Genomic DNA, 17,296 nt, shown 5'->3' on the forward strand with positions numbered 1-17,296 from the left:
GCGGCGTGAGAAGATTTACTGCAGCAGATTTTGACAATAAAACCGATTTTTTTGATCAAATGGCAGCTTCATCCTGGTTTATTCAGCTTCAACATGAGGCCAGCCGGAATTTATCAGGAACGAACCTTCTCGATGCCGGCTGCGGAACAGGAAGACTTGCCGCAAGGCTTCAGCAGTTTGAAAACAGAGTGGGTGTTGATCTTTCCACAGAGATGGTCAGAGAAGCATCTGAGCTTCACAGCAAAGAAGCTGGACTGACATTTGTAACAGCAGACGTGGAGGCGCTCCCGTTTCCGGATTATCACTTTGATGCCGTCATCAGCACTTGCGTATTGTTTCTGCTCCCTGATCCAGAACGCGCTTTAGCAGAATTATACCGGGTACATACAAAAGGGGGAGAACTGCGCTTGTTAAACCCTTCTCCTGCATTTTCCTTCGCGCGGGCGGAAAAAGATGCTCATCATTTGCCTGCACAAGAACGAAACGGCCTGCTTCAGTGGGGGCGCATAGCTGAACGGCGGCATCGATTTACTGAGCTTGAACTGAAGCATCGACTTGCTGCTGCTGGCTACCGGGAAGCAGAGGTCTCTTTATCCACGTGCGGGCGTGCAACGATTGCTGCTGCCATTAAATAAAGCTGAGAGGAAGGTGACAAGTGCTGCCGTTTCTAGGTTTTCTCTTATGGCTTTATAATCCCTGGTCCATCTTATTCACGTATTCAAAGCAGACAGACCCAGCACCGGCTCTTCTAGTCAAAAGAAGGGCTGGTGCTGATTTTCTATCGTCATGCTGTCACAAGACAGCTTCCAAGGAAGGTGTTGAATCGGCGTTTTGATTCTCATGATCAGGGTACGGTCAGCATAGGAGATGAGGATAGGGGGAGATGAATTGTTTCACGAACCGCTTTCGACTGGCAGCTGGCTGTTAGTTGTTACTGTAACTGCTGCGGTGGTATGCTTTTCTATTTGGAAGGGTCTTCAGCTGAATCGATACGTTGCCGCCGGATCCGTTGTAATCGCAGCAGCGTTAATCCCACTGGTTTCTATATTGGAGCTGATGACATACAGCTATCCGGCGCCCGAGCTACCGCAGCTTGTTGAGAGGCTGATGCAGGCAGAACCACTTGCAGGGACGGTCCTGCTGCTGCATCTGTATGTGTTCTTAGTTCCGGTTTATCTTATTTTGAAGACAAAGCATTGATTTTCTGCGGCCTCCATGATATTCTCATGAAGGCTTTTTTACATTAGTGATTTATCACGATAAAGACAGGAGCGTACCGTTTTATGAATGCAGTTATCATTGCCGTATTAGTCATGATCGTTCTCAGCCTATCCCGTGTTCACGTAGTTGTGGCTCTTCTCCTCGGGGCGGCAGCCGGTGGAATCACAGCCGGAATGGGGATAAGTGAGACAATCCAAGTGTTCTCAGATGGACTGGGGACAAATGCGCAAATCGCGTTAAGCTACGGACTTCTTGGAGCATTTGCAGCAGGTATCACGTTTACGGGTATTCCTGATAAGCTCGTAGCTGGAGCAGTAAAGCTGCTGGGAAGGCGCGGTGAGGCAAGGAAAACGACACTTGTGAAAGTACTGCTTCTTTTCACTACAGCACTGATCGCCTGCTTTTCCCAGAATCTTGTACCGGTTCACATTGCGTTTATCCCGCTTCTCATCCCGCCTTTGCTGAAGGTATTTAATGAACTTTTGCTTGACCGGCGGGCAGCAGCCACTGCTTTAACGTTTGGATTAAAAGCTCCCTATATTCTGCTTCCGGCAGGATACGGCCTGATTTTCCACCAGACAATAGCAGAAAACATGGAAGCGAGCGGAATGGCGATTGACCTCGCTGACATTCCCGTCGCTATGGCACTCCCTGTAGCCGGAATGGTGGCAGGACTCGCAGTTGCCATCTTAGTGACGTACCGCAAAAATCGCTCCTATGAAAACAGAGATATTGCAGAAGTCGGCTCTGACAGGGAAGCACCGCCTTACGGAACAGCAGTGGGAACGCTCGCTGTGCTCGCCGTACTGGCTGCTCAAATCTGGTCAGATTCCATGATTTTTGGTGTCTTTGCAGGGTTGGCACTGTTGTATCTGTACTTTGGAGTGCTGCACGTTTTAAAAAAATTCACGCTTCAGGAAGCGGACGGCCTAATTACAAGCGGAATGAAAATGCTCGCCTTCATTGGGTTTGTTATGATCACAGCTGGAGGATTTGCAGAAGTGATACGGGAGAGCGGCCACGTAGAGCTTCTTGTTGCATCTGCAGAAGACTGGTTTGATGGCAGGCAGGCTCTGGCTGCGCTCGTTATGCTGCTGATTGGTCTTTTTATCACAATGGGAATCGGGTCCTCTTTTGCTACTGTGCCTATTTTGGCAGCCATTTTCGTGCCGCTTGCCGCATCACTCGGATTTTCACCGCTGGCAGTTATTGCCCTGATCGGAACCGCTGGTGCGCTTGGAGACGCAGGAAGTCCGGCCTCTGACAGTACGCTTGGGCCGACAGCCGGGCTGAATGCAGACGGCCAGCATAATCATATCTGGGATACCGTTGTTCCGACCTTCCTGCACTTCAATATTCCGCTGCTCCTGTTTGGCTGGGCGGCAGTGATGATGTTTATGTAAGAAGCAACTGTTCAGAGCTCGATGCTCTGGACAGTTTTTTCGATTTAAAGACTGGTAACAAGACGAAACACGAGGCAGATTCGTATTATTTCCGCGCATGTAAGAGTATAATCCAGTGAAAAGGTGAAAATATTCAGAAATCACCTGATCATTCCGGTTGAAAGCCATATCCGGCTGAAAACAGCGCTGGATTATTATTTCGGAAACCGATATATTAGAAGAACTGCCATTGATCGGAAGGAGGAATTGTTATGGATACATTTAAGAAATTAAAACAGTTTTACTGGCCGTTTAAACGTTATTTTTTCTGGTCGATCGTTCTGCTGCTTGCCGTAACGGGCTTTACCGTAGCCTATCCGGTCATTCTGCAAATCACAATAGACTATATTGTGCTTGATCAGAACTACGGCTGGATTCCATATGTAGCCGTAGGTTTTTTTGTGATTACACTTCTGAAAGGGATCGCTGTCTACTTCCATCAGTATCTCGGAGACTTGTTTGGAATCCGTGCGGTTTTTGAGCTGCGGAATGCACTGTATGAGAAGCTTCAATATTTGCCCTTCCGCTATTATGATAACGCCAGGACGGGTGACCTGATGTCGCGTCTGACAGCGGATGTTGAAGGTTTTCGCTTTTTTCTTTCCTTCGGATTTGCTCAGCTGATTAACCTGGTAATGCTCGTTGGACTAAGTTTGGGCATTATGTTTTTTTACAGCCCTTCGCTTGCAGTCGTTACGCTGGCGGCGATGCCGTTTTTGATCGTTACTGTCTATCGGTTTGATAAAAAGGTTCACCCTGCCTTTACAGATATTCGGAAATCCTTTGCTGGGCTGACAACAAAGGTTCAAGAAAACATCAGCGGGATGACGACTGTAAAATCCCTGTCTAAGGAAAATTATGAGATGGGCAGGTTCGAACATAAAAACACAGATTATAAGGATAAGTACATCTATACGTCAAATATCTGGGCCTCTTACTTTCCGTTTATGGAGTTAATTGGACATATATGTGTCGTCGTGCTCCTCGGCTATGGTGGTTTCCTCGTCATCAATGGGGATATCCAGCCGGGGGTTCTAGTTGCCTTTTTCAGCTTAATCTGGTTTATTATTAATCCGTTAATGAACCTCGGTTTTATTGTAAACACCTTTTCCCAGGCTAAAGCCTCCGGAGAGCGGCTGCTGCAGGTGCTTGAGCAGCCGGAGGAAATCATGGATAAACCGGGTGCTGTTTCAAAAGACCGTCTGGACGGAAGAGTAGAGTTTAAAAACGTGCGGCACCGCTATGATGAAGAGGAAGATCTGGCCCTCGAGGACGTCAGCTTTAAAGCCGAGCCTGGAATGACGATCGGACTTATAGGTGCGACAGGTTCAGGTAAAACGTCTATTACGCAGTTGATCACCCGGTTTTATGAACCAGATGAGGGAGAAGTGCTGATAGATGGCAGACCGCTCGCAGACTACACGCTGAGGACGATCCGGAGCAGCACGGGTGTTGTTCTTCAGGAGTCATTTTTGTTTTCTTCCTCTGTTAAAGACAATATCTCATACGGTAATCCAGGAGCTGGTATGGAGCAGATCATAGATGCTGCGAAACGTGCAGATGCACATGAATTTATCATGCAGCTGCCTGAAGGGTATGATACCGTGCTCGGCGAACGGGGCGGCGGATTATCAGGCGGTCAGAAGCAGCGTATCGCAATTGCCAGAGCCATTTGTGTCGACCCGAGCATCCTGATTTTGGACGATGCGACAAGTGCCGTTGACATGGAAACGGAAGCGAAGATTCAGAAGGCGTTTCAGGAAGTTATGAAGGGACGAACAACGTTCATCATTGCTCATCGAATTTCTTCTCTCATGCATGCCGACGAAATTCTTGTGTTGGACAACGGTCGAATAATGGAGCGCGGTAATCACGATGAACTGATGCAGCAGCATGGGGCATACCGCCGCATATTCGATCTGCAGTATAAAGACAAGCACACATTTATGCAGGAAGCCAAATAAACAGGGGGTGAGGCTATGAGTAACAAGCAGGAAAGCCGCACGCTGAAACGATTTCATTATTCGACGGATCAGGCGATTGAAAAGCCTTTTAATTGGAAGCAAATGACGAGACTGCTTCAATATATGAAACCATATGCTAAAACCATTCTTCCAATCGCTGTATTCGGGATGCTGCTGTCCACAGCTGTAAGGCTGCTGGCACCGGTTCTAATCGGGAGCTATGCACTTGATCACATCATCGAATTTGGTGATATGAACTTTCTTTTTATCATGGTTGGGGTGATCGCCGGACTGTATGTCATTTCCTGGATAGGAAACCTGCTCCGGATCAAATACATGAACAAGCTTGGCCAATACATCATCTTTGACCTGCGGACGGCGTTGTTTAACCATATCCAGCGGCTCTCGCATCGTTTTTTTGATCAGCGTTCCGCAGGCTCCATCCTCGTAAGGATCACAAACGATGTCAACAGTCTGCAGGATCTGTTTACGAATGGCGTTATTAATTTGCTGATGGACATTATCATGCTTGTAGGGATTATTGCGCTACTCTTTTATATCAGCCCGGAACTGACGCTTGCGATCATGATTGTTCTGCCGATCATGTTCTTTATTTCGACGAGGCTGCGCAGAAATATCCGGCGCTCCTGGCAGGATGTCCGTCTGAAGCAGTCGATGCTTAATTCACACTTAAATGAAAGTATTCAAGGAATTCGCGTGACACAATCTTATACACAAGAAAAGCCGAACATCGGTTTTTTCAACAAGATTAACGGTCAAAACTATGAATCCTGGAGAAATGCTACTCAAAAAAGTGCGATGTTCCGGCCGTTCGTGGAAATGAGCGGCGCAATTGGTACCGCAGTTCTGCTTTGGTACGGCGTTTATCTCATTCAAACAGGCGGTCTGACCATTGGAGAATTCTTTACCTTTTCTCTTTTCCTCGGTATGTTTTGGGAGCCGATTTCCAGACTTGGACAGGTGTATAACCAGCTGCTGGTCGGGATGGCTTCTTCAGAGCGTATTTTTGAATTTCTGGACGAACTTCCGTCCGTTCCTGAACAGGAGAATGCCGTTGAACTCGGGCAGGTTGAAGGACATATTGAGTTTGATAACGTTGAATTTGCTTACGACAGTAAGCGTAAGGCGCTGCAGTCCATTAACCTTGAGATGAGAGCCGGACAGACCATTGCTCTCGTTGGTCATACGGGAAGCGGGAAAACGACCATCGTCAACTTGATCAGCCGATTTTATGACCCGACATCCGGCTCAGTAAAAATAGATGGACACGATTTACGTGATGTGAGCCTGGACAGTCTTCGAAAACAGGTGAGTATCGTTCTGCAAGATACGTTTATTTTTTCCGGCACCATCATTGATAACATTCGATTCGGAAAACCGGATGCCACAGATGAGGAATGTAAACGCGCTGCTCAAACGGTTGGAGCGGATAAATTTATCCAGCAGCTTGCAAACGGCTATGAAACGGAAGTAGAAGAACGGGGCAACATTTTGTCGGTAGGCGAAAGGCAGCTGATTTCCTTTGCCCGTGCACTGCTTGCAGATCCACAAATATTAATTCTTGACGAAGCAACGGCTTCTATTGATACGGAAACCGAACAGATGATCCAGCGTGCACTTGAAAAACTGCTGCATGGAAGAACAGCTGTTATGATCGCGCACCGCTTATCAACCATTCGGGAAGCTGATCATATTTTCGTATTGGAACAAGGGCAAATATTAGAACAGGGCAGCCACGATGAGTTAATCGATCAGCGCGGCGAATATTATGCGCTGGTCAAATCGCAGTTTGCCGCACTTGATGCAGGCTGATCGGCCGGTATACACTGAAAAACCTCCGGAGCTTTTATAGCCCGGAGGTTTTGCATGTTTTTCATTTATTAAAATAAGAACCTAGGTTATAGTTATCTTCAACGGAATCGGTCTGGTGTTTTGGAACGTTTTGAGCAGGCCGTGACACTTGCAGTCCTCCACCTTCAGTCTGCGGGCCTCAAGCTGAAAGGCAATGTTCTTGTAAAACGGCGAAGGAGTGCACGACAGGTTCCCATCCTTCCACTCTGCTTGAAAAGGCAGACCGTTTGTAAAAGGAAGTTCTTCAGACGTGTGAAATCCGCTTTCTTCCTGACGGTACGTTCCCGATTGATTCGGCCGCATACATACGAACAAGGAGAGACTGTCGGTGAATTGGAGAAGTTTCAGCAGCACGTCTACTTCGGCTTCCGGTACCGTCTTTGCTAATCTGGCTTGCCGGACCTGCTCCTGTTTTAAGAAACGCTTTTCACCGCCAGTACGCCCTTTGACAAGGGAGCAGTAATGCAGACTTTGCAGCAAAGCAGAGGCAGGATCCTCTGTCTCTGATGCCTCAATACCCTGTTCATAAAATACCATCTTCATATCAGCTGGAAAATCGAGAAAGGAGTACGGCTTGTCCGCGCGGTCATTCCAAAGCGGTTCTGCATCTGGGAGCTTCCAGGAACGATCGTGGCCTCTCACAGCTGCTGTGAGAAGCTCCGGCATGGATGTCAATCCAGGTTGAAATGCTGCAGCCATGGCTGCTGACAAGCGGGCATGCTCATGCTGCTCGATCAGCCAGAAGTGGTCGAGCTGATGGGTGACAATCATCTCGCTACCCCCTTTGGTTTTGCTTTAAAGAGCGGATTTTATGTTCGTCCGGTGTCACGAACAGTGTTGTTTGCTGGTCGTAGGTGACAAAGCCAGGCTTCGCTCCATTGGGTTTTTTTACGTGCCGTATTTTAGTGAAGTCCACTGGTACATTGCCCGACATTCTGCTTTTACTGTGCCAGGCAGCAATTTCTGCTGCTTCCTGCAGCGTTGTTTCATCAGGAGCGGTGCTGCGAATCAGTACGTGTGACCCGGGGATGTCTTTCGTATGAAGCCAAATTTCATCCTGGCGCCCAAGCCGCATTGTCACGTACTCATTTTGTTTATTGTTCTTGCCGACAAAAATTTCCGTGCCTGCAGAAGACATATACCGGTCTGGAACCGGTTTAGCAGCTTTTTTCTTTTTCTTTTTCGACGGCTTTGCTTTTACGTATCCCTCATCCATAAGCTCTTCCCGAATATCTTCAATATCCTGTGTATCGGCTGTTTCAAGCTGCTGCAGAAGTCTTGAAAGGTACTCCATATCGACTTCCGCTTTCTTAATCTCCTGTTCGACATATACAGCAGAGTTTTTAAGCTTATGATATTGTTTAAAGTATTTTTGAGCGTTTTCAGACGGGGTGAGGCGCTCTGATAAAGGAATCGTTAGTTCAGATTGATTTTCATCATAATAATCAATGACTGTAGCCTCTTTATCTCCAGGTTTAACCGCATGCATATTCGCTGTCAGCAGTTCACCCAGCTTTTGCTTATGGTCTGCTTTATCTGCATCTTTCAGTGCTCTTTTCAATTTTTTAATTTTGGATGCGCTGCGCTCGTACTCGTTTTTCAGCAGCCTCTCTAGGTCGTGCGCCTGCTGCCGAACTCTGTCCCGCTCTGCTTTCCCTTCGTAAAAGCGGTCGAGCATGCTGTGAACATTATCAAACGTTTCAGCCTCGCCCTGCAGGTGGTGAAGGGCAATAACGTGAAAGTAGGCTTTGCCATTGACTTGAGTTATAGCAGGCGTATACGTGCCGGTTCTGACATCTCCCATGATCCCCTCAAACGATTCACTCAGCGAGCGGCTGTTAACGAATCCGGCACGGTGCAGTATTTCATCAATAATAAGCGGAGAGAGCCCGCTGAAAAGCTGCAGCAGCTGCTGATTCATTTTTCCTTGATTAAAATCAACCTGCCGGATAAGCTCTTCGGTGCTGATATCCAGCGGATTTCGTTTATCCATGTAAGGTGGATCCATGTACTCATGTCCGGGCAGGACGGTTCTGTATTGAGAGATCGATGGCGGAACATGCTTCATGCTTTCGATAATTTTTCCGGTATCCTCATCGATGAATATTAAGTTACTGTGGCGCCCCATAAGCTCGAGCACAAGCTTTTTTTTTGAAACATCTCCCAGCTCGTTTCTGCCGGTAAAAGAAAATGTGATGATCCGTTCCATACCCTGCTGTTCTGCAGAGTCCAGTACAGCCCCCTCTAAATGCTTACGAAGCACCATACAAAAGAGAGGCGGCTCCGCAGGGTTTTGAAATTTAACATTTGTCAGCTGAAAACGGGCAAAGCTCGGATTCACTGAAATAAACAACGGGTGGTTTTTCCCATTTGCTCGAATCGTGATGATTAAATCATGCGGGTGTGGCTGGTGTATTTTTACGACCCTGCCGCTGACTAACGTATCAGCGACAGACTGCGTTACGGCTCGGGTAACGATTCCGTCGAATGCCATGGCTGTTTCACTCCTCTAAGATAACTACGGCTCATTATAGCAGATGCGGTCCGGCGAGGGAATTTACGCGACAGACTTGTCCTGTTATTGGAAATTGTTTAGAATGTAGAAGTGGATGTGATAGCAATGCTAAGAAGTATGACAGGATTTGGCCGTTCGGAAGGATCAGTTCAAGAAAGCCGCCTTACAGTCGAAATTAAGACGGTAAATCACCGTTTCCGAGATGTATCGGCGAAGCTTCCCAAAGGCTGGGGAGTGCTTGAACCAGCATTTCGTGCGAAGCTGAAGGACATTATCATCCGCGGCCGCGTAGAAATACATGTGCACGTTACTTCACCGGAGCAGGGCGGCAAGCTGATCCTGGACCGAGAACGGCTGAAGCAGTATGCAGATGTATTATCTGAGATTAATCATATTCTCGATACCAGTCTGAGTGTGGAAGCTTCTGCTCTTCTGTTTCAGGCAGGTGTTATCAGCGAGTCGGAATCACTGCCTGAGGTTCACGTCATGACAGAAGCAGTATTACCGGTATTTCAAGAAGCACTGCAGCAAGCAGTGGAGATGAGAGTAACCGAAGGAACTGCATTGCAGAAGGATCTTCTCAACAGCCTGGGTGCTCTCGAACAACGGAGAACAGAGATGGAGCAAGCATTTCTGGAAAATCGTGAGGGCATCTACCATACGTTGAAGCACAAACTGCTGACATTTGCTGATGGAGCAGGTGTCGATGAGCAGCGCGTTATCCAAGAAGCAGCGATGCTGGCCGAAAAGGCTGACATTTCGGAAGAACTCTCGAGATTGACAAGTCACATCAGCCAATTTCGCGCGACTTGCAGCGGCGGCTCTCCGTCTGGCAGAAGGCTCGAGTTTATACTCCAGGAAATGAACCGGGAGACAAATACGATTGGATCTAAGTCAAGTTCGGAATTCGTCAGCCGGCAAGTAGTCGAAATGAAAGATCTTTTGGAAAAAATGCGGGAGCAGGTGCAGAACGCAGAATAAATCAGAAGGCGGTGCCAGAATGGATATTAAACTGATCAACATCGGATTTGGAAATATTGTATCGGCAAACAGAATTATTTCGATTGTAAGTCCGGAATCAGCCCCAATTAAACGGATTATTTCAGATGCCAGAGAACGGAATATGCTCGTAGATGCTACATACGGTCGACGCACAAGAGCAGTGATCATCGCGGACAGCGACCATGTGATCTTATCAGCTGTTCAGCCTGAGACGGTAGCGCAGCGAGTCATCACCAGCAAGGAAGACGCGACTGAAGAATAGGGCGTGGCATCAAGCTTGCGCACATGCTATACTAAAGAAATCATGGATTCAGTTGGAGGCGAAGAATGAAGCGAGAAAAAGGTCTGCTGATCGTACTGTCCGGCCCTTCCGGTGTTGGGAAAGGGACCGTCTGCGGTGCGCTGAGGCAGCATGACACGGATATAAAATACTCTGTTTCCGCCACTACACGCTCACCGCGTGAAGGGGAACAGGATGGAATTAATTATTTTTTTAAATCAAAAGAAGAATTTGAGCAGATGATCGAAGAAGGCGACATGCTTGAATATGCCAGATATGTTGATAACTACTATGGTACGCCCAGGGCATATGTGACGGAAATGATTGAAAAAGGTCACGACGTGATCCTTGAGATTGAAGTACAGGGCGCTCTTCAAGTAAAAGAAAGCTTCCCGGAAGGTGTTTTTATCTTCCTGATGCCGCCAAGCCTTAATGAGCTTCGCAGCCGGATCGAAGGCCGTGGAACAGAAACAGGCGATCTTATCGAAAGCCGGATGACAGTGGCGCGCGATGAAATCGAGCTTATGGATAAGTACGATTATGTCGTGGAAAATGATGAGGTAGAGCTTGCTGTCGAGCGAATCAAATCCATCGTGACGGCTGAAAATTGTAAAAAAGACCGGCTGATCCATCAGTACAAACAACTAGCGGAGGAGTGAATCAACAGTATGCTGCAGCCATCAATTGATTCGTTACAAACTAAAATTAATTCAAAATACACCCTTGTGACCGTTTCTGCGGCCCGGGCCCGCGAATTACGCGATTTTCCGGATAAGTTCAGCAGACCGCAAGGCTCAAAATCGGTAAACTTTGTCGGAAAGGCACTGGAAGAGATTGAAGCAGAAAGTTTAACGTATGAGCTGAATGATGACGATGTCCACGAAACGATCTGAGTTCCCAGATCGTTTCTTTTTTTGGTTGATGCCATACGAGCGTTCTGGTTTTTCACCTTACAGCAGGGGGCCTTGTCAGCACAGCCATCAGCGTGAATATACATCGGTTAATCATGCATGACTGATGCTTGATAAGGTATACTAAGAACAGAAAACACGAGGATGGATGAAAGAGAAGGGGGCTGCATGCGATGAATGATAAAAAGCGAGTACTACTGGCAGTTTCAGGTGGGATTGCAGCATTTAAAGCGGCTGCTTTGACATCACGGCTCGTCCAGGCAGATTATGAAGTGAAAGTCATGATGACAAAAAATGCGCTGAATTTTGTCGGGGAGGTAACGTTTCAGGCATTATCGCGTAATCCAGTTTATACGGACACGTTCATCGAGCCGGATCCGGAAAAGATTGCGCACATCGATGTAGCAGACTGGGCTGATGTGGTCTTCATCGCACCAGCTTCTGCTGATCTTATTGCACGGCTTGCCAACGGCATGGCAGATGACATGGTTTCTACCACGATTATGGCGTCTACTGCACCAGCCTACATCGCTCCCGCAATGAACGTACATATGTATGCCAACCCTGCGGTACAGCGTAATATGCAGCAGCTCGAGCAAGACGGCTATCAGTTTGTAGAGCCGGACGAAGGATATTTAGCATGCGGTTATACAGGAAAGGGAAGAATGGCAGAGCCAGAAGATCTGCATGCCATGATCGATCACCACTTCACTCGTGCTGCACATCCCGAATGGAATGGAAAACGAGTGCTTGTTACTGCAGGGCCAACTCAGGAAGTAATCGACCCAGTCAGATTTTTATCCAACCGGTCTTCCGGAAAAATGGGGTTTGCCTTGGCTGCTGAAGCTGCAGCTCGTGGAGCAGCCGTTACGCTCGTTGCCGGACCAGTGACACTAGCTACTCCTCATGGGGTTAACCGGATTGATGTACAGTCAGCAGAAGAAATGTATCGGGCTGTGATGAATCGGGCCGAGGCAATGGATGTTGTTATCAAAGCAGCCGCTGTATCTGACTATAAGCCTGCTGAAGCTCTGACAGAAAAAATGAAAAAATCAGTGGACGGTGAAGTGCTTCACATGGTACGAACGGTAGATATACTGGCTGAACTTGGCTCCTTAGAGAAGAAGCCGGTCCTGGTCGGTTTTGCTGCTGAATCGGAAAACATCGAAGCCTATGCGAGAGAAAAGCTGCAGAAGAAAAATATTGATGCGGTATGTGCAAATTCTGTTGTGGCAGAAGGCAGCGGTTTTCAGGTGGATACGAACTCACTGGATCTCTTTTTTCGTAACGGGCAAAAAGCACACATTCCGCTTATGTCTAAGTCAGATGCGGCCAAACATATTCTGAATCATATCCCTCAACTGTGGAAGAGCCGCTATGATCGCTGAAGTGATTGTCGATGTCCCGGCTCAGGCAGTTGATCGTACATTTGATTACGCTGTACCGGAAAATATGCGGCAGACGGCTGCTCCCGGCTGCAGGGTTCATGTGCCATTCGGTCCTAGGCCGGTCCAAGGATTTATTACGAAACTGAAAGAATCCTCTGACATACCGCCATCCAGGCTCCGCGACGTTCAAAAACTGATCGATTTGACGCCGGTTTTAACCGAAGAATTGATGAAGACAGCTGATCGGTTATGTCAGGAGACCCTCTCTTTAAAGGCTTCTGTACTGAAGGCGATGCTGCCTCAGGCTATGCGGGCAGTGTACCGCAAAAAAGTTATCGCGGTCACAGCCGCAGGGGAACGTCATTTTTCAAGCCTCCTGCCGATCGAGGACTGGGATACCTGGCAGCAGCATGCTCCGGCTGCCGAGCGCTCCCAGCTTTTGGCCGCAGTGAAAAAGGGGGACCTGACAGTTGAACCGCAGGTGAGCACAAAAGAAGCCTCAAAAAAACAGTTTGTTTATGAAGCAGCTGCCGGCGTGTCGCCTGCATTGATCGCCGAGATGGCCTCAAAGGCTCCTAAACAGGCGGACGTTCTCAGACAGCTGCTGAAAGCAGACAAAGCATTGCCGACGTCGATGCTGGGGTCTGATGGTGCAAGGGGGGCAGCAGAAGCGCTTGTCAAAAAGCAGCTTGTTTTGAAACGGCAGGAAATCGTAGAAAGGGACCCGTTTGCCGGAAGGGATGTGCAGCCGGATGAGGCGCTTCTCTTATTTGATGATCAGAAGCAGGCTCTCGATAAAATTGGCGCGTCTGTTCAAGAAGCCTTTCACCGGGTATTTATGATTCGTGGCGTAACTGGAAGCGGAAAAACAGAAGTGTACCTGCAGGCGATTGAACGTGTACTTCAAAAAGGAAAGGAAGCAGTCGTTCTTGTTCCGGAAATTTCCCTGACGCCGCAGATGGTGCACAGGTTCAGGGCAAGATTCGGTTCGCTCGTGGCAGTCATGCATTCGGCGCTTTCCAAAGGTGAAAAGTACGATGAGTGGCGGAAAATTCGCGAAGGCAGAGTGAAGGTCGTCGTAGGAGCCAGATCTGCTGTATTCGCCCCGTTTAAAAATATTGGAATTATTATTATAGATGAAGAACACGAAAGCAGCTACAAACAGGAAGAAGCTCCTCGTTATCATGCTCGTCAGGCTGCGATTATCCGCGCAGAGCATTTTTCGTGTCCGGTCGTGCTCGGTAGTGCGACACCTTCGTTGGAAAGCTATGCACGAGCTGAAAAAGGGGTATATGAGCTGCTCACGATGGAAAACCGCGTGAATGAACAAGTCATGCCTTTCGTACACGTAGTCGATATGCGAGCGCAGCTGAAGGAGGGCAATCGTTCCATGTTCTCCCGCCCACTGCTCGATGCTATTAAAAGCCGCATGGAAAAAGGGGAGCAGACGGTCCTTATGCTTAATCGCAGAGGCTATTCATCCTTTATTATGTGCCGCGACTGCGGGTATGTGCCGCAGTGCCGGCACTGCGATATATCGTTAACCTATCATCGGAGCTCCCATTCGCTTCAGTGTCATTACTGTGGTTATCTGGAGACACTTCCTTCAAGCTGTCCTGAGTGTGAAAGCGACCAAATTCGTTTTTTCGGAACCGGGACACAAAAGGTGGAGGAAGAGCTTTATCAGGTCCTGCCAGGAGTAAAGGTAATTCGGATGGACGTCGATACAACAACTCGCAAAGGATCTCATGAACGGCTGCTGGAGTCGTTTGGCAAGGGAGAGGCGGACATACTTCTTGGCACGCAGATGATTGCAAAAGGACTCGATTTTCCAAATATTACGCTCGCAGGCGTACTTGCAGCAGATTCCATGCTGCATTTACCTGACTTTCGCTCTGCAGAGCGGACCTTTCAGCTGTTAACTCAGCTTGCCGGGAGAGCAGGACGTCATGAAAAACTGGGAGAAGTTTTTATACAGACATATTCACCGGATCATTACAGTATCTCTGATGTAATTAAGCATGATTTTATCGGTTTTTATGAAAAAGAGATGTATTTAAGAAGAGTCGGCGGCTATCCGCCTTACTATTTTCTGACGATGGTACATGTTTCTCACACGGACTTAAATCAGGCAGTAGCGGCCACTGAAAAAATCGGGGCATTTTTGAGAAATTCCCTGTCGCAACAAGCAAAAATTCTGGGACCTGTGGCTTCACCCATTCCTCGTATTAAAGATCGTTACCGGTATCAGTGCATGATCAAATACAAGCGCGAGCCGGACCTTTCGAACGTGTTGAAAAGCATGCTTCGTGCATGGCAGAAAGAGACAGCCGGAACCGATCTGCAGCTGTCCATAGATACGAATCCATACATGATGATGTAAGAAAAAGAGCTAGGAGGCATTTATGAAACGAGCAGTGTTTATGGGAACCCCGGATTTCTCGGTGCCCGTACTGGAAAAGATTTTGGCAGAGGGCTACGATGTCCCGTTAGTCGTCACGCAGCCGGACCGGCCGCGCGGCAGAAAAAAAGAATTGATTCCTTCCCCTGTAAAGCAGGCAGCGCAAGCACATGGAATACCTGTCTGGCAGCCGGAAAAGCTGACCGATGGGATCGCTCCTATAGAAGAGGCAGAGCCTGATATCATTATTACAGCTGCATTCGGCCAGCTGCTTCCAGCGAATGTATTGGAGCTGCCTCCATTTGGATGCGTGAACGTTCATGCATCTCTGCTTCCGGACTACCGCGGGGGAGCGCCGATTCACCAGGCCGTTATCGATGGAAAAAAAGAGACTGGCATTACGATTATGTATATGGCTGAAAAGCTGGATGCCGGTGATATTATCGTGCAGGGAGCCATTCCGATCCACGCAGACGACACCGCAGGGACCATGCACGATAAGCTCAGCCTGGAAGGAGCAGATTTGTTGATAAAAGCGCTGCATCAGATTGAAAAAGGAGCTGCGGAGAGAATTCCGCAGGACCATGAAAGTGCAACGTTTGCTCCTAACATTACGAGAGAGATGGAAAAAATAAACTGGCATAAGCCGGCTGAAGCTGTTCGAAATCAAATTAGAGGACTTGTCCCCTGGCCTGTCGGTTATTCGGTCATTGAAGGAATCCGGTTGAAGCTGTGGGAAGCAGCAGTCACCGATCACCAGACTGACGCTGCTCCAGGAACCATATTGACGTGTGAAGATGGTGTATTAGAGACTGCGTGCGGAGAGGGAACGGTGATTCGTCTGATCCATGTGCAGCCTGCAGGCGGAAAGCCTATGACTGCCGACACCTTTTTAAACGGCAAAGGCAGGAAGCTAAAGCGCGGACATCGTTTTGAAAGCGGTGCTGCCAATGGCTGAGGCATCAGTACGTGAAGCTGCACTTGATGCACTGCTCCGGATAGAAAAAAATCAAGCGTACAGCAACCTGCTGCTGGATGAGGTTCTGAAAAAACATCAGCTTTCAAGCCGTGACAGCGGACTGCTTACTCAAATTGTATATGGAACACTTCAGCATCAGCGCCTGCTTGATCATACGCTGGCAGCCTATTCAAACCGGCCGCCGGATGAACTGGCAGGCTGGGTGCGCCAGCTGCTGCTGCTAAGCTTATTTCAATTGAAGTATTTAGACCGTGTGCCGGATCATGCGGTTGTGAACGAAGCCGTTAATCTGGCAGCTAAACGAGGTCATAAAGGAATTTCAGGAATGGTCAACGGAATATTGCGAGCAGTCATCCGGAAAGGATTTGCAGCGGTTGAAGCAGAAGATACTGTAACGAGAACCGCGATTGAAACGTCGCACCCGGATTGGATGATAAGCAGGTGGACAAGGCAGTACGGAGCAGAAACAGCTGCAGACATTGCGGTGCATAACAATGTTCCTCCCGTAACCTCTATCAGAGTAAACGCCATGCTGATATCTCCGGAGGAGGTCCGCTCTTTATTAGAGGAGGAAGGATTAACCGTGAGGGACAGTCCGATCTTTAAGACGGCCTTTCGGGTGAGCGGAGGAAGTGCTGCTGCCACAGAAGCTTTTAAAAAAGGGTTTATCAGCATTCAGGACGAAGGATCAATGATAGCGGTTCAGGCGCTTGATCCTGAAGCTGAAGATATCATTTTAGATGCGTGTGCTGCACCTGGTGGAAAAGCGTGTATGATTGCAGAACGATTAAACAACTCTGGACGCGTCACTGCCAGAGACCTTCACACTCATAAAGTGAAGCTGATTGAGTCGCAGGCAGCAAGACTGAAGCTCACCAATCTGCTGGCCGAAACAGGCGACGCCCGCAGCATGGAAGAGGAAGCTGTTTATGATAAAATTCTGGTGGATGCACCTTGCAGCGGGCTTGGAGTTATCCGCAGAAAGCCAGATATGAAATGGTCGAAGCAGGAGGCCGATATTGAAAGGCTGTCTCGTTTACAAAAGGACATTCTCGATAAAGCCTGGCGCGCTTTAAAACCTGGTGGGCGGATGGTTTACAGCACTTGTACCATTGATGAAGCAGAAAATGAAGCCCAGCTGCAGTCCTTTTTAGAAAAACATAGGGATGCAGAGCCGGACGAAACGATGAAGTCCAGGCTTCCCGAAAACGTGCAGCAGCTGATGACGACTGAATCTTCTCTGCAGCTGATTCCTGGAAAAATTGGAACAGACGGATTCTTTATTTGCAGTTTGACGAAATCGAAAAGGCAGGAGAGATGA

15 protein-coding genes are annotated in these 17,296 nt (G+C 48.2%); 13 read left to right on the forward strand and 2 right to left on the reverse strand.

Translation table 11 applies throughout. The features are described 5' to 3' along the window. Positions 1–5: 5 nt before the first annotated feature. The 5 genes from ACFO4L_RS02960 (at position 6) to ACFO4L_RS02980 (ending at position 6,460) form a co-directional block, all read left to right on the forward strand. Positions 6–635 (forward strand): class I SAM-dependent methyltransferase, encoded by a 630-nt coding sequence (locus ACFO4L_RS02960; RefSeq protein ID WP_377908161.1) that lies wholly within the window; start codon positions 6–8, stop codon positions 633–635. A gap of 253 nt (positions 636–888) precedes the next feature. Next, complete coding sequence (locus tag ACFO4L_RS02965) at positions 889–1,200, forward strand: hypothetical protein (protein ID WP_377908163.1); 312 nt, start codon at positions 889–891, stop codon at positions 1,198–1,200. A gap of 83 nt (positions 1,201–1,283) precedes the next feature. Further along, positions 1,284–2,624 carry a Na+/H+ antiporter family protein gene (locus ACFO4L_RS02970; protein WP_377908165.1) on the forward strand — a complete coding sequence of 447 codons (1,341 nt, stop codon included), beginning with the start codon at positions 1,284–1,286 and terminating at the stop codon, positions 2,622–2,624. 251 nt (positions 2,625–2,875) lie between these two features. Beyond that, positions 2,876–4,627 (forward strand): ABC transporter ATP-binding protein, encoded by a 1,752-nt coding sequence (locus ACFO4L_RS02975; protein ID WP_377908166.1) that lies wholly within the window; start codon positions 2,876–2,878, stop codon positions 4,625–4,627. Between the two features lie 15 nt (positions 4,628–4,642). After that, a complete protein-coding gene (locus ACFO4L_RS02980; protein ID WP_377908167.1) occupies positions 4,643–6,460 on the forward strand; it encodes an ABC transporter ATP-binding protein in 1,818 nt (605 codons plus the stop codon). A gap of 81 nt (positions 6,461–6,541) precedes the next feature. Here the strand turns inward: ACFO4L_RS02980 and ACFO4L_RS02985 are convergent, their stop codons facing one another. Together ACFO4L_RS02985 and ACFO4L_RS02990 are read right to left on the reverse strand one after the other, a co-directional pair. After that, on the reverse strand, positions 6,542–7,270 hold the full coding sequence (locus ACFO4L_RS02985; RefSeq protein ID WP_377908168.1) for a DUF3891 family protein: 729 nt from the start codon (positions 7,268–7,270) through the stop codon (positions 6,542–6,544). 4 nt (positions 7,271–7,274) lie between these two features. After that, entirely contained in the window at positions 7,275–8,993 is a 1,719-nt protein-coding gene (locus ACFO4L_RS02990; RefSeq protein ID WP_377908170.1) for an Rqc2 family fibronectin-binding protein, read from the reverse strand. Positions 8,994–9,119: 126 nt separating this feature from the next. Between ACFO4L_RS02990 and ACFO4L_RS02995 the strand changes: the two genes are divergently transcribed. The 8 genes from ACFO4L_RS02995 to rsmB all read left to right on the forward strand — a co-directional run bounded on the left by ACFO4L_RS02995 (position 9,120) and on the right by rsmB (position 17,296). Then, on the forward strand, positions 9,120–9,995 hold the full coding sequence (locus tag ACFO4L_RS02995; protein WP_377908171.1) for a YicC/YloC family endoribonuclease: 876 nt from the start codon (positions 9,120–9,122) through the stop codon (positions 9,993–9,995). A gap of 19 nt (positions 9,996–10,014) precedes the next feature. Beyond that, positions 10,015–10,278, forward strand: a complete 264-nt coding sequence (gene remA, locus ACFO4L_RS03000) for an extracellular matrix/biofilm regulator RemA (protein ID WP_168004695.1) — start codon at positions 10,015–10,017, stop codon at positions 10,276–10,278. Between the two features lie 65 nt (positions 10,279–10,343). Further along, positions 10,344–10,955, forward strand: a complete 612-nt coding sequence (gene gmk, locus ACFO4L_RS03005; RefSeq protein ID WP_377908172.1) for a guanylate kinase — start codon at positions 10,344–10,346, stop codon at positions 10,953–10,955. A 9-nt stretch (positions 10,956–10,964) separates the two neighbouring features. Beyond that, on the forward strand, positions 10,965–11,189 hold the full coding sequence (gene rpoZ / locus ACFO4L_RS03010; RefSeq protein ID WP_168004693.1) for a DNA-directed RNA polymerase subunit omega: 225 nt from the start codon (positions 10,965–10,967) through the stop codon (positions 11,187–11,189). Between the two features lie 191 nt (positions 11,190–11,380). Then, a complete protein-coding gene (gene coaBC, locus ACFO4L_RS03015; RefSeq protein WP_377908173.1) occupies positions 11,381–12,595 on the forward strand; it encodes a bifunctional phosphopantothenoylcysteine decarboxylase/phosphopantothenate--cysteine ligase CoaBC in 1,215 nt (404 codons plus the stop codon). Next, positions 12,585–14,978 carry a primosomal protein N' gene (gene priA / locus ACFO4L_RS03020; RefSeq protein ID WP_377908174.1) on the forward strand — a complete coding sequence of 798 codons (2,394 nt, stop codon included), beginning with the start codon at positions 12,585–12,587 and terminating at the stop codon, positions 14,976–14,978. The genes coaBC and priA overlap by 11 nt, the downstream gene beginning before the upstream one ends. Before the next feature lie 22 nt (positions 14,979–15,000). Continuing rightward, on the forward strand, positions 15,001–15,954 hold the full coding sequence (gene fmt, locus ACFO4L_RS03025) for a methionyl-tRNA formyltransferase (protein WP_377908175.1): 954 nt from the start codon (positions 15,001–15,003) through the stop codon (positions 15,952–15,954). After that, the gene (rsmB, locus tag ACFO4L_RS03030; RefSeq protein WP_377908176.1) at positions 15,947–17,296 is read left to right on the forward strand and encodes a 16S rRNA (cytosine(967)-C(5))-methyltransferase RsmB; all 1,350 of its coding nucleotides are present in this window, start codon (positions 15,947–15,949) and stop codon (positions 17,294–17,296) included. The genes fmt and rsmB overlap by 8 nt, the downstream gene beginning before the upstream one ends.

The sequence above is a fragment of the Bacillus daqingensis genome (genome assembly GCF_042654445.1).
Taxonomy (GTDB): domain Bacteria; phylum Bacillota; class Bacilli; order Bacillales; family Salisediminibacteriaceae; genus Alkalicoccus; species Alkalicoccus luteus.